The following is a 22,647-nucleotide window of genomic DNA, read 5'->3' as shown; positions in this document are numbered from 1 at the left end:
CTTTGATTCCTCTGAGTCTTGAAGTGGGAGTCTTACTGCCCGTTAGACTGCGATAACAAATAAAAAGCTCTCTCGTGTGCGAGAAAGCTTTCTATTTGGATTGAGAATTCATGGCCTGAAACATGCTCATCATCATGGAGGCCATTTGCACTCCATTCGTGAATTTTTCAACCTGATGGGGGATTGTTTTTTTATAATAGTGCAGTGCGGCCACTTCCAGAGATTGAATTTCGTTTGGATTTCTGCTCAGTTTTCTATACCAATAAGGCTGCTCACGGATAAATTGCCTAAGATCCTGCTTTTGTTCAAGATACTCGACGATATCTTTTCTCATTTGATTGACCCCTTAATCCTTTTTAAATGTAAAAGGGCTGCTTGGTTTAGTCATACTTGGCTTTGAGCCTCCTGATGGTTTCTGGCCGCCGCCCTGGAATTGCGAAATAACCCCTTGCACAGCTGAAAGTGCCTGGCTGAGATTAGTGATGTAACCCTGCATTTGATTCGCATCCATTTGCTTAAGGGTCCCCATAATGCTGCCCATCCAGTCACTTTTTTTCTCTTCTGTCTTTTGTGTATTATCTTTGTTTTCTCTATAGGAATCCCACCTTGAATCTTCTTCCCCAAGCAAATACCAATCCTCATATAATTCTTGCCACGTTGCATTTCCATCCCTGACTTCTTTGATGACCCGGGGATTCTGTTTAACAAACTCTTTAAACTTTTCAACAGAGGGATGAAGCTTCGTTTTGGACATGAAATATCACCTCGTTCTAATGCAAATGCCTATAATACCATATGAGTATGAATGAAAAAGGTGAATATTTATGTCTGCTTTAATTGGTCCATTAAAATTCAAAAATTCAGCCATTAATGGTAATATATGAATGCAGAAACATATTGAAAGGTGAATAATAATGAATCGAAATCTTATGGAATTATTTGATCAGTGCACCAGGAATGCGACTGACGAAGAATTAACCGCTTTAGAATCCCTGCTTTTAGGTTTTCATAAAAAACAAACCGGCAAAAACAGCTCTTATATTGGCGGACTGCTCCATATGGAACGACACATAACTGATGAGGAATGCATACTGACAGTTCCTTTAAGTAAGATCGTCAATAATCCGCTAGGAATTCTCCATGGGGGAATAACCGCTACAATTATTGATTCTGCAATGGGAACACTTGCGGCTTCGCTGCTTCCTGATGGTTTTGGTGCTGTTACGACACAGTTGAATATTCATTATCTTGCAGTCGGCAAAGGGGAATACGTAACATGCAAAGCGACAATTGACCATAAGGGAACAAAAAGCATGGTATTATCTGCAGATGTACTCCGTTCTGATGGGAGAAAAATTGCACAGGCAACAGGCAGCTTTTTTATCATCGAAAAGAAAAATGTAAATAATTAAAGGCAGGTGGGAAGATGGTCACCGCTATCGTTATTCCAATTATTTGCCTTTATTTTTATTGGCTGACAAAAAAGGAAATGCGGGAAGGTCATGAGAAGTGGGCGAGCCTTGCAGATGTTCCCGAGGAAGCCATTATTTCAGGCGAAGTCATCCATCTTAGCGAGAGCAGGCAGCGCTATAATTACAGCCGCTATGTACATGTTCTTGAACTGACCGTCCGAACAAAGGGACTCAAGCATTCAAATATAAAAAAAATTACTCCTTTAATGACTAATGCTTCAATTCCTTCTGTCAAGATCGGTGATTCTGTCCACTTGTATGGAAATTGGAAGGATGACTATTTTCAGGTTGGCCGGATTCAGATTGCTAATAGTAAAAAAGAGCCTTAATATAGGCTCTTTTCACTTTATACCTTCTCCATCAGCTTTTTTTATGAAATTTTGCGTATAATGCTTTTTATAAACTCCAACTCCAAGATGGGTAAACTCTTCTTTCAGCAGACTATCCCGATGGCCTTTGCTGTTAAGCCATCCTTCAACAACAGCGGGAGCATCTGTATAATTTGCAGCTATGTTTTCCCCCGCAGCCTCATAAGAGACCTCCGCAGCTTCAAGCCGGTCCGCCAAATCGCCGTAAGTTTTAGAAGTATGAGAAAAGTCTTTTGTTTCATACATATCTTTGCTATGAGCTAAAGCTGCCGCTGCAGTCAGATCATCCCATTTCAGCGGCTGTAAATGGTGTCTGACTCTTATAACATTGGTAATGTCGAAAATTTGCTTCTCTTTCGCTCTCTCCACTTCGTCTTCAAAAGCAGGAGAAGGCAAAGGGGGCTCCAATAATTCACCACGGTAAACCATTTCATACGGGCGAAGCTTAATTAAAGTGGCTGCATCCATTAACCTCACGCTGGAAAGCGTCCCTGTAAATCTATCTATATTAAGCTGTGCATAGTACTCACCAACCATAACAAGCGGCCTTGTATTAAGGTCATCTTCAGATAACTCGAAACGGTATGAGCTGTCTTTTACTTTGAGACTGAATTCCGTTTCAAAAAAGACGGATGAATATAATTCACCAATTGGCTGCCCTATTTTGAAAGGATAAATGTCTGAATCTTCGCCTGTCGCAAACAAACTAACCACTTTATTATTGCTGACGCCAGCCTGAATATACTCAGTGCCGCTTTTATTATATATCCACCAATCGTATCCATAAAAAGAGGGATCTATTCTGGACGGCTCTCCCAAACTTTCTTTAAGCTCCCCAGCTGATTTTCCCATTAGTGAGGCCACACCCTTTTCAGGAAACCCCGTATTGGAAGATAAGTTATTTTCCTTATTATTTATATCCTTTATTGTATTTTCCTGACTGACAAGGATCTCCCCTTTATCTTTACGCCCAATATCGATGTAAAAACCTGCTGCCAGAAAAATGCAAATCAATATTAAAATTCGGAAAAGTGCTCTCAGAGAACCGTACCTCCCTTCTTTTACTCGCTGTATCCAAGCAGGCGTAATGCTAAATGGAATCTAAATAGAAATTATTGCAAATATACTATTAATCATACCATTAGGTGTATTGTTTATCTATTATTTTCAATTAGTTCTGTAACAGCATTTGCTGCAAAAAAAGAACACCCAGATGGTGTCCTCTTAATGCTGTGCTTCAGTTTCGTGTTTAGAAATATCAGTAAGAGCTTCTCCAGCCTGGTCATCTGTTAAATGACGCACGGCAAAGTCACCTAGTGATACTATCCCCACAAGCTTGTCACCTTCCACAACAGGAAGCCTGCGGATTTGATGTTCAGCCATCAAGCGGGCTGCTTCCCGAGACTCTGTATCCCTCGATACAGTTACTAAATGGCTGCTCATAATATCTTCTACCTTAGAAGAAGCAGGGTGTTTTTCTGCTACACAGCGAAGTACGATATCCCGGTCAGTTATCATTCCGACGAGTTTATCATTATCCACAATCGGGATAGCCCCTACGTTTAGTTCTTTCATCTTAACTGCCACTTCATAAACATTGTCCAATAGAGAACAGCTTTCAACCTCGTCTGTCATAATATCGCGGATTTTTTCCATTTTTTATCCTCCTTTATTTTTCAACAATGAATATGGTCCAATAGTGACCGTGCAGGCCTCCTTGACTATATCCGGAACCAATATGAGTTGCCTTTTTGTTTAGAATATTTTCCCTGTGGACTGCGGAATTCATCCAGGCATCAAACATTTCATCAGCTGTTTTATAGCCCGCCCCGATATTCTCCTTTACGGTCCGAAAAGAAATTTGCTGATTCCTTAACATTTCTGTAGGATTTCCATATGTAGGAGAATTATGTGAAACATATTGTAATTTCATCATATCCAAAGACTTTTTTTGGGCAGCACCATTCAGCTTCAAATCTACAGACAATGGCTTTAGCCTTAATTCTCTTCGTTTTTCGTTGGCCAGCCTCATAAGTTTATTTTCATTTTGATCCATTTTGGGCATAGCAATCTTCTTTCCATGGTCGGGAATGATAATAACTTCACCAGGAAAAATTAAATCAGGATTTTCTATCTGAGGATTGCTATTAATAATTTCCTGCAGATCTCTCTGGAATCTTAGCGCAATTTCCCAAAGTGTATCCTTTTGCTCAACTCTGTAATCAGCTGCAGCACCTGCAGGCTGTGGTGTTAATAATATTATAAAAAAGAAGAGACTGATGGCTTTGTATTTCTGCAATTGACGCTTCCCCTTTCACAATTTGGCAGCTGCGAGTTCCAGTTGCTCAAGATATGCCAGCCAGGCGTTAAATTACGGCAGTTCAGCTAACGTTCTTTGAGAGAAGGATGTTTTCTTGCATGAATCCGTTGCAAGTTACGCTTTTTTCTACTATTATTAAATTTGAGATAAACTTGTTAAAATTATGCATGGATCGTTCAACAGAACCATGGATGTTTTCAGGAGGGACAATTATGAAGTTTGAAAACACAGGTCTGGAAAATAAAAAAGCAGACTTAACCCGCTTAGATGAAGTAATGCTTTCTCACGGCCTGGTCCGCGAAGGGCAATGGGATTATGAAAGAGTTACATATGACCGTAAATTCGAATTAAAAGAGGGTGTTTTTTACCTTCGTGTATTTGGATATGCGGCTGAAGGAGATGTAGGAGCTCATAGAGCAACTATCCAGCTTATGACACCGCTGCTGGGCAAACATTATTATCCGCATGGGATAGAATACGGTGAAGGCGAAAGCTTCCCTAAATCATTAGTAAGTCAGTGCGAAAAAACTCTAAATGAGATAAAAGCAGAGATTGACCAATTCGCTGAGTAATTTAAACCTGCATTAAAATTGAATTTATTTTCTGCATGGAAAAGACGCATGAACATCATGCGTCTTTTTTACATAAACTTTAGACCTTTAAAATTTAGTTCTCTGAAAGAGCGCTTCCTGCATATATAATTTTTTGGACTGAGAGATCCACTCTTTTAACCTCCAGTCCAGTTAAATGGACAATTTCATCCTTGATTTCTTTCTGAATCCGGAGAGTTTCCTCCAAAATATTTTTTCCATTTACTATGTTAAGCTTAATTTTTAAATATACTTCAGTGTTACTAAAAGTGATGGAAATAGGGTTTTTTTTTCTCTTAAAGAAAGTGAATCTTTCATGCTTAAGAGGAATAACACTCTTTCTTTCCTCCAGGCTGGATTCTACGATTGCGGAGATTATATCACTGGCTGCCTGAATCGTCTCGAAGTCAAGATGGTCGTTATGCATCTTCCGTTCACTTCTTTCTTTACGATTTTTTATATAAGGGCAATAATCTCTCAGCTTTAAATCGTTTTATTTTTAGTTTTTATGATATTTAATGCATACTATAAACAAAGTGTTACGGTCTTTTGTTGGTTAACAAAATTGGGAAGGGGATTTATTTTGTCTGCAATATTCACAAAACGCTTTTTATTAATATTGATTGCTGTAATTCTTATAACTGTCCTTTTTTATTTCATTTTGCCTGTTTCTGTTCCTCTGGTTATTGCTTTTATTACAGCATTAATCCTAGAACCAGCTGTGAAACTGCTGCAAATTAAAATAAAAATAAGCCGAAGAATATCTGTGCTGATTACTTTTCTCGGATTTGTCCTCTTCATTGGATTATCAGGCTACTTTATTACGACAAAAGTAATAACTGAAGCCATTAAACTTGTTGAAAATGCTCCTATGTACATTAATGAAATTACAAAAGCATGGCTCAGGGCAGAAGCGGACTTTTCCAATGCTGCCAAAGACCTTCCTAAAGACCTTGTTAATGAAATAAGTATCCAGATTCAATCCTTTTTGAATAAAACGAAGGATGACCTTGTCGCATACGTAGATATTGATAGCTTAAAAGCACTTCTGACAAACATCCCGAACTATCTTGTCAGTTTCATCGTATACTTGATTGCCTTATTTTTGTTTTTAATAGATCTGCCGCGATTAAGGAAAGGTTTGTATAATCACCTTACAGAAAAAACTGCAGATAAAGTCAAGTTTATGACCTCACGGCTTTCTTATGTCGGATTTGGCTTTTTCAAGGCTCAATTCCTTGTAAGTGTGATTATCTTTATCGTATCCCTGATTGGATTATTATTCATCAATCCAGAAATGGCATTGATCATGTCTATAATCATTTGGGTTATTGACTTTATCCCTATTATTGGCTCCATTGTCATTGTTGGCCCATGGGCAATGTTTCATTTACTGACAGGAGATGTAGCTATGGGGACACAATTGGCAATTCTTGCAGCCGTCCTCTTAATTATCCGCAGAACAGTTGAGCCAAAGGTAATGGGCACCCATATAGGGCTATCTCCGCTCGCCACGCTAATAGCTATGTATCTAGGGCTGAAACTCATTGGGATACTGGGCTTCATCATTGGCCCATTACTGGTCATCGCCTTTAATTCTGCAAAAGAAGCAGGACTTATTAAGATGAATTTCAAAATATAAACTTAATAAAAAAGTAAAAAAGCGTCCGCCTGGACGCTTTTTCTTTCCTGCATACATCTCAACTGAGTTTCCTTAAAAAAAGTCATAGAAAAAGGACTTTTGCACAGGAATTTTTCTTTCAAGTATTTCTGCATCATTTCTTGGACCTTTAATTTCACCTAGATCATATAACTCCATTGGCCTCTTATAGCCAATTATAATCGTTGAAAGGGCATTGATAGACATATGCAGACCTCGTGCTGGAGGGTTTATGCATTGGCTTCCTGCTTTCTCTTTAAACACCCTGACACCTTCGTCAGCAATTAGGTAGCTTCCATTATTCCATGGTGCATGGTGATCCTCAATATGCAGAAAGACATTTTCACTATTTTCATTGAAAGAATATTGGCCGAGACACTTTCCAGCATTGACGATTCTCCCCATAAAGTACGGAAAAACCTCCATTTTTAAATTAGGCTGATTCAGGTAATAAGGAAATGGATCGTGTACTGATGTAATGATCTTTACTTCCTCAACCATTGAATCATGCTGACAGATAAAGTTCCATAAATTCACTCTGGCTTCCTGATTTAGAGCTGCGAATTCTTCGATATCCATTTTATTGTCTTTTACCTTAAATAATATATAGCCCTGTCCTTCACCTGAGTCGTTAAAATACACCGCAATCTGGTAATCAGAATACACAAAGTTCTCCCACCAGTATGAGTCTCTTACAAGCCCTCCTGAATAACGCTGCATATATTCCTTATAAATCTTTTCGATGGTTAATGTGTGCTGGTTCTTAGTAAATCGCTTAATGGTCCCTGAAGGTTTTCCCGTCATTTTTAAATCTATTTTCTTAATAAGCGTTTTCTTATATTCAGTGAATATCTCCCATCCGTATTTCCGATAGAAAGAAATATCAAATGGATGCAAAAATGAAAAGAGCTGATCCTTATTATTCATCTCGGCTAATGCGTGCTTGATCAGGCTGCTTACATGCCCTTTTCTTCTGAATTCCGGATATGTTGCAACACCAGCAACACCTCCCATATCCCATTCAAAGCCATTAATATGAACTTTCAGGGGGATAGTGTGAAGTTTGGCAGCCAAACTTTCCCCTTCCCAGATACCAAAAATGGCATGATTTTTTAAACGTTCCATCCTGGCCGGGATGTCAGCTTCAGGCACATTGTACTGGAAGGCATACATAGAAAGCTTCATGGCCTCAAGATATTCATTCTCTGTTAATTTACTTACCGACACAAAATTCACTCCCAATTAAATATCATTATAACTATTCGCCATATACTTATTAAGTCCTTTTAATTAAGAAGCGGATAATTTTTTGGGCATAAAAAAATACCGCTAAACAGCCAGCGGCATCTCATAACCTGTTACGTACCCAGGATTGCTTTTATAACTGATGTGGTTTCTCCTCCATGGTAGAAAACATACAGCAGCAGATAGACTGCAACACCTGTTATGCCAGTAAAAAACCAGACCACACTGGTTATCGGTCCCAATTTTCTATGTGCTGCCACTTTATTTTTATAGCCCGTATATAACGAGATAATTCCTAAAACTGCCCCAACAGTTGCCAGGGTAATATGGAAAATTAAGAACATCGTATAATAAATTTTTATATTATCAGGGCCGCCAAATGCAGTATTCCCGATAAAAACAGTTCTGCTGGCATAAATGATAAAGAAAATAACAGCAAACACAGCAGCCAAAGTCATTGTTTTCTTATGAGCCTCAAGCTTTTTTTTGCTGATTTGTACCCAACCAATCGCAACCGTTATTGCACTTAATACAATAAAGGTCGTGCTTATGGTAGGGAGTATAGGTAATGAGTATTCCATAAATTCTTCCTCTCTCCACTATCAGTTTAAAATTCCTCTTCACGGTGTTTTTTATCACATGGTTCATTTTATTAAAGTGTACTATATTTTTCAACAAACTGTATGAGCTTTTAATAAAAGTTCCTTAAATGTTCAATATTTATTTAAAACCATGTGATCATTATCATTGCAATATGCCAACATCTTTACTTTTAACAAAAAAATAAACTCCAGCCTCTGACTGGAGTTTATTTTTTATTTTACTAAATGCGGATTTAGTATTGTTTCTTCTTCTGATGGTGTAATTTCCTGTTCTTTTTTGTACCATGCATAGAAAATTTGCGCAAGAATAATACCATATACAATTTCCTGAATAATCTTCATGATGACCCCGCCAAGCTGCTGATCGTGTATAAGTGACATTGAATTGAACATTTCCGGCCCGCTAAGATTCAGGCTTGCCAGTGTCGCAGAAGGAACACATAACTGAAGGGCCTGTGCCCATGCATTTGGATCAGAATACGTGCTGTACATTGGTGTATCTGCAAAAATGATCAGAGCACATGCAGGAGTCAATAAAACACCATTTGCAAAAATGTATCCTACCTTTTTCAAGCCGTCCAATGACTCCATTTCAGGAAGCTCATTAATAGTCGGCCACCACATAAAGATTGCCAGAAGAAACAGGCCAGATGTATATACAGTATGAAACATCATATCCGTTTTTACCACGTCAAAAACATCTGGTATGTGGTATATAGAAAATACTCCATTAAACAGGATAATGGCGATTAATGGCTTTGTAAAAATACTGAATACAGGTTTAATAGCTTTGTGATTAACCACTCTTCTCCACACCCACTGAGGGATTCCCATGACTACAAGGGGAGGAACAACTAAATACAGGATAGCCATCTGTATCATATGGGCATAAAACATTAAATGGCCCATCAGGTCCAGCGGAGAGCCTTTGATCGCATACAACACAATCATAGCGATTGTAAAATACACACCCTGCCTTTTAGTTAATGGCTCACTATCATTGAATTTTCCACGATACTTTACTGTTAACATAAAGTAGCCTGCAAGAATCACTGCTACAAATAAAAAGAAATATGGACTCCAAAGTGCACGGAAACCGAATATTTCCAAAGACATGCTATCACCTCATTAAATAATGCTCAACCGGCCTTAAACGTTCCCAATACTAAGCGTTATTGACAAGTACTATTATACTCTCTTCAGTCTGCAATCTCAATAAATCGGAAATTGGGTATTAATTGCAAATACTTCATTACATAAAAAGAAAATCGGCAAACAGCCGATTTTCTTTTAAACTTACCACCAAATAACAGTCAAGAAAGCAATGATTGTGATAAATCCGACAAATGCTCCTGAGTATAAGAACAAAGACGGTGCTTCATGACCTTTGTGGCTCATATGCATGAAATAATATAATTGGAAGACTACTTGCACAAGAGCAAGAATCAGGATGAACGGCACTATAAACCATCCAGAGAAACCTTCATAACCTGCTGCTACGAACGCAACAATTGTCAGGAAGATCATTAGTGCAAATGTGATAACTTGATGTCTCATCTCTTCTGCACTTTTTTTACGTCTATATTCAATGTCTACTCTTGGGTTACCTGAGTTTGGTTGTTGATTGGCCATCAGTTTATCCCACCATTCCCATTAAATATACTACTGTGAAGATGAATACCCAAACAACGTCGATAAAGTGCCAGTATAGGCTGGCTACATAAAACTTAGGAGCATTGTAAAGGCTCAATCCTCTTTTGCTGTTGCGGATCATCAAAGTAGTGATCCATAGTAAACCGAATGCCACGTGAGCACCATGGAATCCAACTAACGTGTAGAAGGCTGAACCAAAGGCACTGCTTGTGAAGCTATGATGGAATTCATGCACATAGTGATTGAACTCGTAAATTTCCAAACCGAGGAATCCAAGTCCAAGCAAAACAGTAATTCCAAGCCAAAGCTGCATTTTTTTGAAGTTGAAGTTCTTCATGTGATACATAGCATATACGCTTGTGAGCGAGCTGGTTAATAGCAGCATTGTCATAATAAATGCCAGTGGTATTTCAAACAAGTCTTTCGCAAGAGCCATGTCACTGCTAGGTACTTTGTCTTTTAAAGCAAGGTAAGTGGCGAATAGGGAGGCGAATAAAACCGTCTCTCCCCCAAGGAAAAACCAGAAACCTAAGAATTTGTTCTTGGCTTCGAGGGTTTGCTTTTCAGGCGACGCAGGCCATGTTTCATAAGTCATTTTTTGTTCAGTAGCCATTATGCCTTAACCCCCTTATCATTAGTGTCTTCCAAATCTTCTTTATGAATGTGGTATCCATGATCATCTTTGACAGAACGCACAAACATGGAGCCTAGAGTAATAAGCATACCCACGATTAGTACTGGGATACCCCAGCTGTGTTCTGCGCGGTACATTGCACCAAATGCAGCAACAAATAAACCGAAAGAAATCACAAATGGAATGAACGAGTTGTTTGGCATATGGATATCACCAAGCGGCTCAGCAGGCGACATGCCTTTTTTACCTTCCATTTTCTCAAGCCAATATGCATCAAGGCCGCGAATGAGCGGAAGCTGCTTAAAGTTATAGAATGGAGGCGGTGAAGGAATGGCCCACTCTAATGTACGGCCGTCTCCCCAAGGATCATTGCCAACTTTTTCATTTTTAACGCTGGTAATAACAATATTTATTAACAAGATGATTACTGCAGCTGCCATGAAGAAAGCACCTACAGTACTTACCATATTAGACGTTTCAAAGCCCTGTCCTGGAAGGTAAGTGAAAATACGGCGCGGCATTCCCCAAAGTCCAAGGAAATGCTGGATAAAGAATGTTAAATGGAATCCAATAAAGAATAATACGAACGTAATTTTTCCAAGGAATTCGTTTAACATTGTACCGAACATTTTTGGCCAGTAAAGGTGAGCACCTGCAAAGAGTGCAAACACAACACCGCCAACAATAACATAATGGAAGTGGGCCACTACAAAGTAGCTGTCATGGTACTGGTAATCCTGTGCAGCAGACGCCAGCATAACACCTGTAACACCGCCGGCTACGAATGAAGGGATAAAGGCAATAGCCCAAAGCATCGGTGTTGTGAAAGTGATGCTTCCGCCCCACATTGTAAATAGCCAGTTAAAGATTTTAATACCAGTCGGTACTGCAATTGCCATTGTTGCAACAGCAAAGATCGCGTTTGCAATCGGCCCCATACCAGTTGTAAACATGTGGTGAGCCCATACCATGAATCCTAAGAAACCAATAAGAACCGTTGCGAATACCATTGAAGAGTATCCGAAAAGGCGCTTTCTTGAGAAAATCGCAAAAATCTCGGAGAAAATACCGAAAGCCGGCAATACCAAGATGTAAACTTCAGGGTGTCCAAAAATCCAGAAGAAATGCTCCCAGATAATTGTATTACCGCCCATAGCAGGATCAAAAAAGTTAGATCCAAACATACGGTCGAAAATTAACAGGAATAGTCCTACTGTTAAAGCAGGGAATGCAAATAAAATCAATGCTGATGTAACAAATGTAGCCCAAGTGAACATCGGCATACGCATGTATGTCATACCAGGAGCACGCATATTAATGATGGTAACAAGGAAGTTGATCCCCCCGATTAACGTACCCGCACCTGATATCTGCAGTCCAAGTGCATAGAAGTCGATCCCATGCCCTTCAGAAGCAATTGATAGAGATGCATAAGAAGTCCAGCCTGCATCAGGAGCGCCGCCTAAGAACCATGAGAGGTTCAAGAAAACTCCTCCAAAGAAAAACAGCCAGAATCCTAAAGAATTCAAGAATGGGAATGCAACGTCACGCGCACCGATCTGAAGTGGCATAACAGCATTCATAAAAGCAAAAATCAGTGGCATAGCTGCCAAGAAGATCATGGTTGTACCGTGCATAGTTAAAATTTCATTATACAATCCGGCACTTACAAAGTCATTATTTGGTACTGCAAGCTGGATACGGATGAACATAGCTTCCAATCCGCCAAGCAAGAAGAAAAATCCGCCAGCTATAAGATAAAGGATTGCGATTTTTTTATGGTCAACTGTTGTTAAGTAATCCCATAAAACCGCTCCGAAACCTTTTTTTTGTGCTAAGGTACTCACAATTTTACCTCCCTTTTCAAAAAATCCCCTATTGTTCCATAACTTTCAAGCCCATTAAATATTCTGTCAGGGCATCAAGCTCTTCTTCAGACAATTCACCATAAGTACCTGTCATTTTATTGCCAGGTTTGAATGTTTCCGGATCTCTTAACCAATCCTTAAGATCTTCTTCAGTATGATCAAGGATACCGGCAATACGGTCACGATCACCGAAGTTTGTTAAGTTAGGAGCTAAACGGGCTGCTTCAGGAGCAGTGTTTGCCGGTGTTACAGCATGACAGCCGATACAGCTGTTATTGAAGACTTCCTGACCAGCTTGAGCCAGATCTGTCTCTGCTTTTTTAGGTTCTTTTACTTCTGCCATTGCAGTTGCCCATTGATCGAATTCATCACGTGGAACCGCTTTAACTTTGAAATCCATTAATGCATGGGAAGGACCGCAAAGCTCAGCACATTTTCCATAAAAGTAATTGTCCGCATCAGCAGCCTTTTCACTGTCAAACTTCAGCCAGAACTTATTCACGTTGTCCGTGTTCGTATCCAGCTTACCGCCTACAGCAGGAATCCAGAAGGAGTGCTTAACATCAGAAGCAATAAGATTGAAATAAACTTTTTCATCCGTTGGCACAACTAATTCCTGGCCAGTGATAATTTCCTGGTTTGGATATTCGAATTCCCACCAGTATAAGTTTGCACGCACATTAACAACAAGTGCATCTGTTTTGCCTTCTTCATTCTTCTTTTCCATTGGGCCTACATCAGCAAGCTTAAAGGTAGCTGAAACTGTCGGTACAGCAAGAATAAGAAGCAAAAGAATAGGAATAACAGTCCAAATGATTTCCAGCTTGTGGCTTCCTTCAACTTGTTTTGGAATTCTGTCGTCCTTGCGGCGGAATTTAAAAACAACAATAAAGAAGATTACTGTTACGACCGCAATTACTCCTACCATTATTACAGTACTTAACACCATCAAATCAAATTGTGTCTGCGCCACTTCGCCGGCAGGTTTAAGCGTAGATAAATACGGTTTGCCGGAGCAAGCGGAAAGAATGAGCGCCATCATTGCAAACAGAGAAAAAAGACGCCACTTTGCAAGCCTTTTCATAGCTTAATCAAACCCCTCTTTCGTAAAGATTTCATTTTTTGAATTGTTTGATCAAAAAATATGGATAAATCCCCTCTCGTTATAAACGAAAAAAGGAATTTCCTAACTAAGTTAAATAAGTGTGATGATTACCATGGCTACAAACATGATGGTCAGATATTGCAGGGAGTATACAAACATTAATGTAGCCCATTTAATATCATCATTAAACTTCCTTGCATATATCCCAGTCAATAACCAGCCGATGTTTAAAACCCCAGCAAGTATTATGAATGGCAATCCAAGAGATGGCATAAGAAACGGCAGCGGCAATAATGCTGCAATCCAGATATAAATATGCCTTTTAGTGGCGTTAAACCCTTTTACTACTGGGAGCATCGGAACTCCAGCAGCCCGGTATTCCTCTACCCTTCTCATAGCCAGTGCATAGAAATGTGGAGGTTGCCAGATAAACACGATAGCGAACAGCACCCAAGCCATAGGGTCAAGATTGCCATCCGCAGCTGCCCATCCAATCAAAGGTGGAACTGCCCCTGAAATGCTGCCTACAATCGTATTGGAAACAAACCTGCGTTTCGTCCACATTGTATATAAGACAACATAGCTGAAAACACCAATTAATCCAATTACAACTGCTGTTACTGTTGTAAACATTAAAAAGGCCGTACCAAGGCCAATAAGCAGAAAGCTCAAAAGTGCCACCTTGCCCGGGTTCACTTTCCCGGTAACAGTTGGCCTCCCTTTTGTCCTTTCCATTAATGGATCAATGTCGCGGTCAATATAATTATTTAAGCTGCAGGAGCCTGCAATAATCAAAGAGGAGCCGATTACTGTATATAGAACCAGATCCAGATTATTGAAAAAACCTTTTCCTGAAAAATGCAGTGCAAGCCAAAGACCGGTGAAGGTTGTAATCAGATTGGAATTTACAATGCCAATTTTGATAAGAGCAAGGAAGTCCTTCCAAACTGTAGTCTCAGGTATATCTTGCTGAAGGCTTCGCTCTCTGTTCTCAATAGCAGCATCACTCAAAGCCCGTGAGTCAGACATATCTTTTCCTCCTTAATTCCTTATCGCGAACATTACACCTACTATAAAGTATAAATGCACTGAAAGCCATATTCACGATAAAAAACGAGGGGTGAACCCTGGATGATTAATAACCATACTAATAGTTTTCCTACCATTAATAATGTAGTTAAACTGTTTACTATCTATATGAATCTAAACCATTTCTCTGTATATTAAATCACACTTTAAAACTCTTTTGTGAATTTTTTTAGAATAATTTATGACTAATTTGTGTCAAAGTCTAAATTCACTTAAAGAAAGGGTTTATTTTTGAGATAATTAAACTGTTTCAGAAAACTACGGAGGAATAATATACTCACTTTTATGTATTTTGGTTTACTTTCCGCGACAGGGGACATCCATTTTATACCCCCTTTATATTTCTAGCAAACTCTATTATAAGTTTCAACCTTTTTTACTATAATTAACTTTATAATTTTTATAACTGTTGTAAAAAGCTTTTTATTCCTGTACTATCGAAAAAGTAAATGGACGCACATTCATATATGGCTTTTTATAGAATCTTTGTTAAGATAGATAATGGACAAATACGGAGTAAATCAATTATTGACACTATTATTAAACCTAGAATATTTAAAGAAGGTGAAAGGCTTTGCAACGATCTTTAAAATGGCTTGCTGTTCTTACATCAATCGGCATGCTTTTGGTTTTGCTGGGCGGTGCCCTTGTAACGAAAACGGAATCAGGTATGGGGTGCGGGAAATCGTGGCCGCTTTGCAATGGCGAGCTAGTTCCCACCGATATTACTCCTGAACTGATTATCGAACTGGCACATAGACTGGTTTCAGGCGCTATCGGATTTATGGTTCTTATATTATCGATTTGGACATGGAGAAAAATAGGACATATTAGAGAGACAAAGTTTTTAGCGCTGACTTCGCTTTTTTTCCTAATCCTGCAGGCTTTAATTGGCGCTGCCGCAGTAGTCTGGGGGCAATCTGATTTTGTGCTCGCCCTTCATTTCGGGATATCTTTAATATCATTTGCTGCTGTACTGCTTCTGACTTTGCTTATTTTTGAAGTTGATAAAAAATTCGAGGCAGAAAAGCTTATTATCGATAAAAGAATGAGGAAACATATTATTGGAGTTTCTTTATACAGCTATGCTGTTGTTTACACCGGCGCACTTGTGCGTCATGTAAATGCCAGCCTTGTATGCCGTGACTGGCCGCTTTGTATAAATGGATCTTTCGCACTTCCCGCTAATATGTACGAATGGGTGCAAATGGGGCACCGGGCTGCCGCGGGCTTAATTTTCATATGGATTGGTTACATTACCTATCTGGCTATTAAACATTACAAGGACCAGAAGGTAATTTACTGGGGCTGGATTATTTCATTTATCTTAGTATCACTCCAGGTTGCCGCTGGAGCATTGGTTGTTTTAACCAGACTTAACTTGTATATAGCTCTTGCACACGCCTTCTTTATTTCCTGCTTATTTGGAGTATTAAGCTATTTTATCCTCCTGTCTTCACGAAGCAGAAAAAATGAGCTTGCTGTTTCAGCTGTTAAGGAAAAAGAGAAAAATGATGAATCTGCTCTCCCTACTTTTACTTCCATTCCATAAATACAATAAACAAAAGAGCTTCGGCATTTGCCGAAGCTCTTTTGTTTAGACTCTTTTCGTATAAAAAGTGTTTTCACCTATCAAAGTTCTCCGTTGATTTCCGCTCCAGGCTGCTCAGGGAACCGCGGGGAGGGCGGTGAGCCTCCTCGACGCTCCGCGTCTGCGGGGTCTCACCTGTCCCGCTGCTCCGAAGGAGTCTCGCACCTTCCGCTCCAATCAACTCAGTAAATAGAATAATATACAAATAGCAACAAACCTTACGAAACAGCTATTGTTTATTTTGACAACTCTATCAGCAAGTCTCCAGTTTGAATTGCTTCACCATTTGAGACGAAAATATCCTTTACAGTTCCAGAGAATGGTGCCTGTACAGTGGTTTCCATCTTCATAGCCTCTGTAATCATTAAGTGATCGCCTTTTTCGACTTTTTCACCTTTTTCTACAAGTAACTTGATGACAGTTCCCGGCATGCTGGCTGCAATATGGCTTTCATTATGCGGATCAGCTTTTGCCTTGGCTGCTGCTGTAGCTTTTATGCTTTCATCTTTTATGCTTACTTCCCGAGGCTGACCATTTAGCTCGAAATACACAATTCTTGTGCCGTCAGCTTGAGGCTGCCCTATCGAAACCAATTTAACTATTAATGTTTTACCTGTTTCAATTTCAATTTCCACTTCCTCACCAAGTCTTAGACCATAGAGGAATGTAGGGGTATCAAGAACAGAAATATCACCAAATTGATCGCAGGTCTTAATATAATCCATAAATACTTTTGGATAAAGTGCATAGGCAATTGCGTCAAAGCTTGTAACCTGTCTGCCTAATTCTTTGAAAAGTTTTTCTTTTAAAGCATCGAAGTCTACATCTTCAAGAAGCTCTCCCGGTCGGACTGTGATTGGCTCCCTGTCTTTCAATATAACCTTTTGCAGTTCAGCCGGGAATCCACCATACGGCTGCCCCAGGTAGCCTTCAAAAAGCTCAACAACTGAGTCTGGAAAATCCAAAGATTTTCCTTTATTCAAAACATCCTGTTCTGTCAGCTGATTCTGGACCATAAACAACGCCATATCACCAACTACCTTGGATGAAGGTGTAACTTTAACAATATCACCAAACATTTGGTTCACACGGGAATACATGTCCTTAACTTCATCCCACTTATCCCCAAGGCCAACTGCTTTAGCCTGCTGCTGAAGATTACTGTATTGTCCGCCAGGCATCTCATGCTGATAGACTTCTGAATGAGGAGCTTTCATCCCGCTTTCAAAGTCCTGGTAATATTTGCGCACATCTTCCCAATAGTAAGATAATTGCTCGAGCGACTGGATATCAATTTTTGGCTGCCTGTCATTTCCCTGCAGCGCGTAATATAAAGAGTTAGCACTTGGCTGGGATGTTAAGCCTGCCATTGTGCTCAGGGCCGTATCCACAATATCCACTCCAGCTTCAATAGCCTTTGCATATGTGTAAATTCCATTACCGCTTGTATCATGAGTATGAAGATGAATTGGAATGTCAACAGTTTCTTTCAATTCAGAAATAAGAGTGTATGCTGATTGCGGCTTCAATAAACCAGCCATATCTTTGATGGCCAGTATATGAGCTCCCTGATTTTCCAGTTCCTTTGCCAAGTCTTTATAGTATTTAAGATTGTACTTCGTTCTGGCAGGATCCAGAATATCACCTGTATAGCACATAGCTGCTTCAGCAATTTTTCCTGTCTGGCGCACAGCATCGATTGCGACTTCCATCCCTTTAACCCAGTTAAGGCTATCGAAAATCCGGAATACATCGATGCCGGCGTAGGCTGATTTTTCTACGAACTCTCTTATTACATTATCCGGGTAGTTTTTATATCCGACTGCATTCGAAGCACGAAGCAGCATCTGGAATAAAACATTTGGCATTTTTTCCCGCAATGTCAGTAATCTATCCCAAGGATCTTCTTTCAGGAATCTGTAAGCAACATCAAAAGTTGCACCGCCCCACATCTCAAACGAAAACATATCCGGAAGCAATTTTGCTGTCGGCTCTGCTATATGCTTCAGGTCATTAGTTCTAACCCGCGTCGCGAGCAGAGATTGATGCGCATCACGGAAGGTAGTATCCGTGATCAGGACTTCTCTTTGTTCTTTAATCCATTTAACAAGCCCTTCAGGACCTTGATTATCTAAAATTTGCTTTGTTCCATCCTGGTAATCTGTACTGTATTTTAATCTCGGTACTCGAGGCTCTTCAAATACCGGACGCTTCTTCTTTTCAATTCCCGGAAATCCATTTACTGTTACATTCCCGATATAATTCAGCATCTTCGTCCCGCGGTCTTTCTTTTTCGGGAATAAGAATAGCTCAGGAGTTTCATCGATAAATGATGTATCATACTCACCTATTAGGAATTTCTCATGTTTTACAACATTCTCAAGGAAAGGAATATTTGTTTTAATACCCCTGATACGAAATTCCTGAAGGTTCCTCACCATTTTTGATGCTGCCTGCTGGAAAGTCATTGCGTGCGTAGAGAGTTTAACAAGCAGCGAATCATAATAAGGTGTGATTACTGCCCCCTGAAAACCATTTCCCGCATCAAGCCTCACGCCGAAACCGCCGCCTGATCTATATGCCATTAACCTGCCAGTATCGGGCATGAAATTATTTAAAGGGTCCTCTGTTGTTACACGGGATTGAATGGCATAGCCATGTACATGAATATCTTCCTGTTTTGGAACACCAACTTCTTTGCTGTGCAGCGAGTAGCCTTCAGCCACCATGATTTGCGTTTGTACAATATCAACACCTGTTACCATTTCAGTGATCGTATGCTCAACTTGCACACGCGGATTTACTTCTATGAAATAAAACTGATCACCTGAAACCAGGAATTCCACAGTTCCTGCATTTAAATAATCTACATTCTTCATCAGGTTGACAGCAGCCTGGCAAATCTCGTCTCTCAAATTCTCCGGTAGGGAGACGCAAGGTGCAACTTCAACAACCTTCTGGTGGCGCCTTTGGACTGAACAATCTCTTTCATACAGGTGAACAATATTTCCTTCATGGTCACCGATGATTTGAACTTCGATATGCTTTGGTCTTTCTATGAATCTTTCAACATAAACCTCATCATTCCCAAAAGCTGCTTTTGCCTCTGATTTGGCACGCTCATATGATTCCTTTACTTCTTCAAGGTTCCTTACGATGCGCATGCCTCTTCCGCCGCCGCCCAGTGAGGCTTTAATGATAATTGGGAAGCCATGATTTTTGCCAAAGCTAATCACTTCGTCAAGGCTTTCTACTGGACCATCACTGCCAGGTATAACCGGAATTTCAGCAAGCTGGGCTTGAGTTCTTGCCTTAACTTTATCACCAAACATATCCAGATGCTTTGAAGTAGGTCCGATAAATATGATACCTTCTTCCTCGCACCGTTTTGCGAACTCAATATTTTCAGATAGAAAGCCGTAGCCCGGATGAACGGCATCAACATCACTGGTTTTTGCTATATCAATGATTCCTTCAATATCAAGATAAGCATCAATCGGTTTTTTGCCCTCCCCTACCAGATAAGCTTCATCCGCTTTATAGCGGTGGTAAGAACCGGAATCTTCTTTCGAATAGATAGCTACCGTGCGAATATCCAGCTCCGTGCAGGCGCGGAATACACGAATGGCAATTTCTCCTCTGTTGGCTACTAATACCTTGTTAATTCTTCTGCTCAAACAAAACACCCCGTCTTTATGTATTTTTTGGCAATATTCTGCCAAATCTAAGTTGAGGCCGGACGGGTATTCCGCTAACCGGCCATAATAACTTCGATTGGCTGCCCCTGATGGAAGCAATTATGTAATCAGCATTAGCTGATTGATATATAAATAAAGCACTGTGAATTTAACTGTGCTTATTTATGAATAGAAAATGTTTTTTCGGAAGCCATCTCAATGGATTCCGGATTTGTCTCTTCATGTTTATTTTTATATTTCTTTTCATAATTGACGAACATAGAGACATTCACTAGAATTCCCATTGCAATCGAAAGCTGAAGCAGGGATGACCCTCCATAGCTTATAAAAGGAAGTGTAACACCAGTGAGCGGCATAACACCCGAAATTCCCGCAAGGTTAATGAACGCCTGAATTCCTATCATGGCGGAAATCCCGATAGCAAGCAAGCTGCCAAAAGCATCTTTACACTTTAAACTGATAAAGATTCCCCTCAGTACAATGTACCCGAGAAGCAAAATGACAAAACCTACTCCGAATGCCCCGAGTTCCTCAGCAATTACAGCCATAATGAAGTCTGTATGGGCTTCAGGAAGATACCCAAGTTTTTGTATACTCTCACCAAGGCCCAGCCCTTTTAACCCGCCTGCACCGAGGGCAATATAGGAATTCGAAAGCTGATATCCGAATTCCGATCCAAAGGGATCTCTAAATGCTTCTACCCTCCCCAATCGATAAGGCGCAAATATCTTATCTTTTAATAGAAGGATAAAAGGAGAAGCCAGCAATACACCGAAAAGCCCCAATTTAAATATGTTCTTAAAATTCATGCCTGAAGTAAAGATCACAGATCCAGCCACAAGCAATATAATCATGGCCGAACCAAAATCTGGCTGTACAGCAACCAGGATTACGGCAAGAATAAGATAAGCAAGCGGGGGGAGAACTCCTTTGTTAAATTCATTAATATAGGGTTGCTTCTTTGCATAGACAGCAGCCAAATATATAATGACTGAAAGCTTGACAAACTCTGCAGGCTGAAGGCTTCTCTTGCCGATCTCAAACCAGCTCATAGCTCCGCCCGCTACTTTTCCAAAGATAAATAACGCAATCAGGCCGAATAACGAAAGAAACACCATCGGAACAAGAAATTTGTTGCTTTGCATAGCTTTGTATGGAAATAGAGCGACAAAAACGAAAACAATGCCTGAGATAATTAAATTAAGCTTTTGTTTATTGTAGAAAAAGTCGCTATCCTGATCATAAATCTGTACAGCTGTAACCATACTTGCACTGAAAACCATAATGAGTCCAAAAACAGCTAACAGGGCTACAGCTATTATCAGGGTATAATCATATGATTTTAATATTTTTTTTAACATCCAGCCCTCTTCCCTTATCTTCTAAGTTTATTACTTATTCTACTATAGTATTAAATATCCTGCTTTGAAGAAAAGAAAAGTTAATTTAAATGTAACACAGCAAAGAAAATAATTCTATAATTATGTTATACTATTTTTAAATTAAGTTATACAATATTGATTATTCTTTTCTTTTGGATATACTAATACCCATTACATAATAATACGGTTATAAAAAAACTCAAACAATCTTTGGAAGATGTTTGAGTTTTTTATTTTTATTTTTTTACTGAAGCTTCGTGGAGCATGGACAGCTCCCTTTCCAATTCTTCTAAAATAGCCTTGCCTTCAGTCTCTTCAATTAATCCGAGACGGACAGCAAAATCTATTTCTCTGGATAAGCCAAACATCTGGGTATCAAGAACTTCCTCATATAGAGGGCATTGAGGCATGGTTAGATTATCCATTTGCACCTTTATTAACTTTAATATTTTAGCAGCATCTGCCTTTAAAAGGGCATTTGCTTTTTCTTTGTGATCAATAATCATGTCAGAAGCCAACTTTCAATCCCTCCATTTCCGAGCGATTATCCTATCTATAAATTTTATACTTAAGCATGGAAAAAAGCAAGGATAATAAGGGATTCGATAGAGAAATGATTCCCGCATCAATTCATAACCCACTAATAAGGCATGTCATCAATCATTAATTCGTTCTGTTCATTTAGCGACTTTAACCAAATAGCACTTGGGCCTGTATGACAAGCGCCTTAAAAATCTGTATACTTAAATCATACATATATTTAGAATAAAAGCTGCTGCCAGGAGGTTCAATATGGAAAATATTATTGCTTTCAAAGGAAACGTAAAATATCAAATCACCTTAGATCCAGGAGTCTGGATATTTGATGACCGAAGGTTGGATTTGACAACATACTTTATGCATGAAAATATCAGAAAAAACGAACTTGAGGAATATACTAAAGCAGTCTCAAAGCATTGGGATAGAGAAATCATGGAAGGCGCAGTTTTTCCTCCAACACTTAAAACAGAAAAGAAATTTGAAAAAGAAAAGGTCCTGACAGGCACATTCGGTATACCTTTTAAACCATTCCTAATGAATGCAGAGCCGGATGAGAGCGCAGAAATCGTTGTTATTGAGAGTGAAGATGGTGAAACCAGATTGACACTATCTGAAGCCGAGGAATTAATATTGGGGTTCTCAAAGGATGGAAAACCGTTAAAAGAGGATGGGCCAGTTCATGCCTATCTTGGGGATGGCAGCAACTATAATTCCCCTATAAAAAGAGTGAAAGCATTTAGAGTGGAATGACCGGAGAGGGCGATTTGCATCGCCCTTTTTCTTCGCAGTCTCTTCCCCGGCATGAAAACCTCAGAATTCACGAACTCTGT

23 protein-coding genes are annotated in these 22,647 nt (G+C 39.6%); 6 read left to right on the top strand and 17 right to left on the bottom strand.

Features of this window, described 5'->3' with window-relative positions:
- Window positions 1-91 precede the first annotated feature (91 nt).
- Together CE058_RS12695 and CE058_RS12690 are read right to left on the bottom strand one after the other, a co-directional pair.
- A complete protein-coding gene (locus CE058_RS12695) occupies window positions 92-334 on the bottom strand; it encodes a YlbE-like family protein (protein ID WP_163143039.1) in 243 nt (80 codons plus the stop codon).
- Window positions 335-346: 12 nt separating this feature from the next.
- Window positions 347-754 (bottom strand): YlbD family protein, encoded by a 408-nt coding sequence (locus CE058_RS12690; RefSeq protein ID WP_163143036.1) that lies wholly within the window; start codon window positions 752-754, stop codon window positions 347-349.
- Between the two features lie 160 nt (window positions 755-914).
- Here CE058_RS12690 and CE058_RS12685 point away from each other — a divergent pair, with 160 nt between their 5' ends.
- Window positions 915-1,412, top strand: coding sequence for a PaaI family thioesterase (locus CE058_RS12685; protein ID WP_163143033.1), 498 nt, complete (start codon window positions 915-917; stop codon window positions 1,410-1,412).
- Window positions 1,413-1,426: 14 nt separating this feature from the next.
- The gene (locus CE058_RS12680; protein WP_163143029.1) at window positions 1,427-1,801 is read left to right on the top strand and encodes a hypothetical protein; all 375 of its coding nucleotides are present in this window, start codon (window positions 1,427-1,429) and stop codon (window positions 1,799-1,801) included.
- Window positions 1,802-1,813: 12 nt separating this feature from the next.
- Here the strand turns inward: CE058_RS12680 and CE058_RS12675 are convergent, their stop codons facing one another.
- The 3 genes from CE058_RS12675 to CE058_RS12665 all read right to left on the bottom strand — a co-directional run bounded on the left by CE058_RS12675 (window position 1,814) and on the right by CE058_RS12665 (window position 4,139).
- Window positions 1,814-2,854, bottom strand: a complete 1,041-nt coding sequence (locus tag CE058_RS12675) for a CAP domain-containing protein (protein WP_163143026.1) — start codon at window positions 2,852-2,854, stop codon at window positions 1,814-1,816.
- A 210-nt stretch (window positions 2,855-3,064) separates the two neighbouring features.
- Entirely contained in the window at window positions 3,065-3,496 is a 432-nt protein-coding gene (locus CE058_RS12670) for a CBS domain-containing protein (protein ID WP_048011188.1), read from the bottom strand.
- 13 nt (window positions 3,497-3,509) lie between these two features.
- Window positions 3,510-4,139 (bottom strand): CAP domain-containing protein, encoded by a 630-nt coding sequence (locus CE058_RS12665; protein WP_163143023.1) that lies wholly within the window; start codon window positions 4,137-4,139, stop codon window positions 3,510-3,512.
- Window positions 4,140-4,372: 233 nt separating this feature from the next.
- Between CE058_RS12665 and CE058_RS12660 the strand changes: the two genes are divergently transcribed.
- Complete coding sequence (locus CE058_RS12660; RefSeq protein ID WP_048011190.1) at window positions 4,373-4,732, top strand: YugN family protein; 360 nt, start codon at window positions 4,373-4,375, stop codon at window positions 4,730-4,732.
- A gap of 94 nt (window positions 4,733-4,826) precedes the next feature.
- Here the strand turns inward: CE058_RS12660 and CE058_RS12655 are convergent, their stop codons facing one another.
- Window positions 4,827-5,177, bottom strand: coding sequence for an Asp23/Gls24 family envelope stress response protein (locus CE058_RS12655; protein WP_163143020.1), 351 nt, complete (start codon window positions 5,175-5,177; stop codon window positions 4,827-4,829).
- 156 nt (window positions 5,178-5,333) lie between these two features.
- Here CE058_RS12655 and ytvI point away from each other — a divergent pair, with 156 nt between their 5' ends.
- Window positions 5,334-6,392, top strand: coding sequence for a sporulation integral membrane protein YtvI (gene ytvI / locus CE058_RS12650; RefSeq protein WP_163143017.1), 1,059 nt, complete (start codon window positions 5,334-5,336; stop codon window positions 6,390-6,392).
- A 72-nt stretch (window positions 6,393-6,464) separates the two neighbouring features.
- Here ytvI and CE058_RS12645 read toward each other — a convergent pair whose 3' ends face one another.
- The 8 genes from CE058_RS12645 to cyoE all read right to left on the bottom strand — a co-directional run bounded on the left by CE058_RS12645 (window position 6,465) and on the right by cyoE (window position 14,546).
- Complete coding sequence (locus CE058_RS12645; RefSeq protein ID WP_163143014.1) at window positions 6,465-7,637, bottom strand: GNAT family N-acetyltransferase; 1,173 nt, start codon at window positions 7,635-7,637, stop codon at window positions 6,465-6,467.
- A 131-nt stretch (window positions 7,638-7,768) separates the two neighbouring features.
- Complete coding sequence (locus CE058_RS12640) at window positions 7,769-8,236, bottom strand: DUF420 domain-containing protein (RefSeq protein ID WP_163143011.1); 468 nt, start codon at window positions 8,234-8,236, stop codon at window positions 7,769-7,771.
- A 234-nt stretch (window positions 8,237-8,470) separates the two neighbouring features.
- On the bottom strand, window positions 8,471-9,373 hold the full coding sequence (ctaG, locus tag CE058_RS12635; RefSeq protein ID WP_163143008.1) for a cytochrome c oxidase assembly factor CtaG: 903 nt from the start codon (window positions 9,371-9,373) through the stop codon (window positions 8,471-8,473).
- 180 nt (window positions 9,374-9,553) lie between these two features.
- Window positions 9,554-9,889 carry a cytochrome c oxidase subunit IVB gene (ctaF, locus tag CE058_RS12630; RefSeq protein ID WP_048011869.1) on the bottom strand — a complete coding sequence of 112 codons (336 nt, stop codon included), beginning with the start codon at window positions 9,887-9,889 and terminating at the stop codon, window positions 9,554-9,556.
- Window positions 9,890-9,893: 4 nt separating this feature from the next.
- On the bottom strand, window positions 9,894-10,523 hold the full coding sequence (locus CE058_RS12625; protein ID WP_035328684.1) for a cytochrome (ubi)quinol oxidase subunit III: 630 nt from the start codon (window positions 10,521-10,523) through the stop codon (window positions 9,894-9,896).
- The gene (gene ctaD / locus CE058_RS12620; protein WP_035328682.1) at window positions 10,523-12,391 is read right to left on the bottom strand and encodes a cytochrome c oxidase subunit I; all 1,869 of its coding nucleotides are present in this window, start codon (window positions 12,389-12,391) and stop codon (window positions 10,523-10,525) included. The genes CE058_RS12625 and ctaD overlap by 1 nt, the downstream gene beginning before the upstream one ends.
- Before the next feature lie 28 nt (window positions 12,392-12,419).
- Window positions 12,420-13,496 (bottom strand): cytochrome c oxidase subunit II, encoded by a 1,077-nt coding sequence (gene coxB, locus CE058_RS12615; RefSeq protein WP_048011868.1) that lies wholly within the window; start codon window positions 13,494-13,496, stop codon window positions 12,420-12,422.
- Between the two features lie 111 nt (window positions 13,497-13,607).
- The gene (gene cyoE / locus CE058_RS12610; protein WP_163143005.1) at window positions 13,608-14,546 is read right to left on the bottom strand and encodes a heme o synthase; all 939 of its coding nucleotides are present in this window, start codon (window positions 14,544-14,546) and stop codon (window positions 13,608-13,610) included.
- Window positions 14,547-15,180: 634 nt separating this feature from the next.
- Here cyoE and CE058_RS12605 point away from each other — a divergent pair.
- Complete coding sequence (locus CE058_RS12605; protein WP_163143002.1) at window positions 15,181-16,158, top strand: COX15/CtaA family protein; 978 nt, start codon at window positions 15,181-15,183, stop codon at window positions 16,156-16,158.
- Between the two features lie 275 nt (window positions 16,159-16,433).
- Here the strand turns inward: CE058_RS12605 and pyc are convergent, their stop codons facing one another.
- The 3 genes from pyc to CE058_RS12590 all read right to left on the bottom strand — a co-directional run bounded on the left by pyc (window position 16,434) and on the right by CE058_RS12590 (window position 21,795).
- On the bottom strand, window positions 16,434-19,874 hold the full coding sequence (gene pyc, locus CE058_RS12600; protein ID WP_163143000.1) for a pyruvate carboxylase: 3,441 nt from the start codon (window positions 19,872-19,874) through the stop codon (window positions 16,434-16,436).
- 179 nt (window positions 19,875-20,053) lie between these two features.
- A complete protein-coding gene (locus CE058_RS12595; protein WP_048010615.1) occupies window positions 20,054-21,256 on the bottom strand; it encodes an FtsW/RodA/SpoVE family cell cycle protein in 1,203 nt (400 codons plus the stop codon).
- Between the two features lie 257 nt (window positions 21,257-21,513).
- Window positions 21,514-21,795 carry an Fpa/YlaN family protein gene (locus tag CE058_RS12590; protein ID WP_048010616.1) on the bottom strand — a complete coding sequence of 94 codons (282 nt, stop codon included), beginning with the start codon at window positions 21,793-21,795 and terminating at the stop codon, window positions 21,514-21,516.
- Window positions 21,796-22,069: 274 nt separating this feature from the next.
- Between CE058_RS12590 and CE058_RS12585 the strand changes: the two genes are divergently transcribed.
- A complete protein-coding gene (locus tag CE058_RS12585; RefSeq protein ID WP_048010617.1) occupies window positions 22,070-22,567 on the top strand; it encodes a molybdopterin-binding protein in 498 nt (165 codons plus the stop codon).
- Window positions 22,568-22,647 lie beyond the last annotated feature (80 nt).

This window comes from Bacillus sp. 22-7, assembly GCF_010628845.1.
Classification (GTDB): Bacteria; Bacillota; Bacilli; order Bacillales; family Cytobacillaceae; genus Cytobacillus; species Cytobacillus firmus_B.
This window is presented reverse-complemented; position numbering and strand designations above follow the sequence as displayed.

Bases quoted from the DNA above. Each gene is read 5' to 3' on its own strand.
- CE058_RS12585 (WP_048010617.1), top strand. From the start codon at position 22,070: ATGGAAAATATTATTGCTTTCAAAGGAAACGTAAAATATCAAATCACC.
- CE058_RS12625 (WP_035328684.1), bottom strand. From the start codon at position 10,523: ATGGCTACTGAACAAAAAATGACTTATGAAACATGGCCTGCGTCGCCT.
- ctaG (WP_163143008.1), bottom strand. From the start codon at position 9,373: ATGTCTTTGGAAATATTCGGTTTCCGTGCACTTTGGAGTCCATATTTC.
- CE058_RS12595 (WP_048010615.1), bottom strand. From the start codon at position 21,256: ATGTTAAAAAAAATATTAAAATCATATGATTATACCCTGATAATAGCT.
- CE058_RS12670 (WP_048011188.1), bottom strand. From the start codon at position 3,496: ATGGAAAAAATCCGCGATATTATGACAGACGAGGTTGAAAGCTGTTCT.
- CE058_RS12685 (WP_163143033.1), top strand. From the start codon at position 915: ATGAATCGAAATCTTATGGAATTATTTGATCAGTGCACCAGGAATGCG.
- CE058_RS12660 (WP_048011190.1), top strand. From the start codon at position 4,373: ATGAAGTTTGAAAACACAGGTCTGGAAAATAAAAAAGCAGACTTAACC.
- CE058_RS12640 (WP_163143011.1), bottom strand. From the start codon at position 8,236: ATGGAATACTCATTACCTATACTCCCTACCATAAGCACGACCTTTATT.
- CE058_RS12680 (WP_163143029.1), top strand. From the start codon at position 1,427: ATGGTCACCGCTATCGTTATTCCAATTATTTGCCTTTATTTTTATTGG.
- cyoE (WP_163143005.1), bottom strand. From the start codon at position 14,546: ATGTCTGACTCACGGGCTTTGAGTGATGCTGCTATTGAGAACAGAGAG.
- CE058_RS12695 (WP_163143039.1), bottom strand. From the start codon at position 334: ATGAGAAAAGATATCGTCGAGTATCTTGAACAAAAGCAGGATCTTAGG.
- ctaF (WP_048011869.1), bottom strand. From the start codon at position 9,889: ATGGCCAATCAACAACCAAACTCAGGTAACCCAAGAGTAGACATTGAA.
- CE058_RS12655 (WP_163143020.1), bottom strand. From the start codon at position 5,177: ATGCATAACGACCATCTTGACTTCGAGACGATTCAGGCAGCCAGTGAT.
- CE058_RS12690 (WP_163143036.1), bottom strand. From the start codon at position 754: ATGTCCAAAACGAAGCTTCATCCCTCTGTTGAAAAGTTTAAAGAGTTT.
- coxB (WP_048011868.1), bottom strand. From the start codon at position 13,496: ATGAAAAGGCTTGCAAAGTGGCGTCTTTTTTCTCTGTTTGCAATGATG.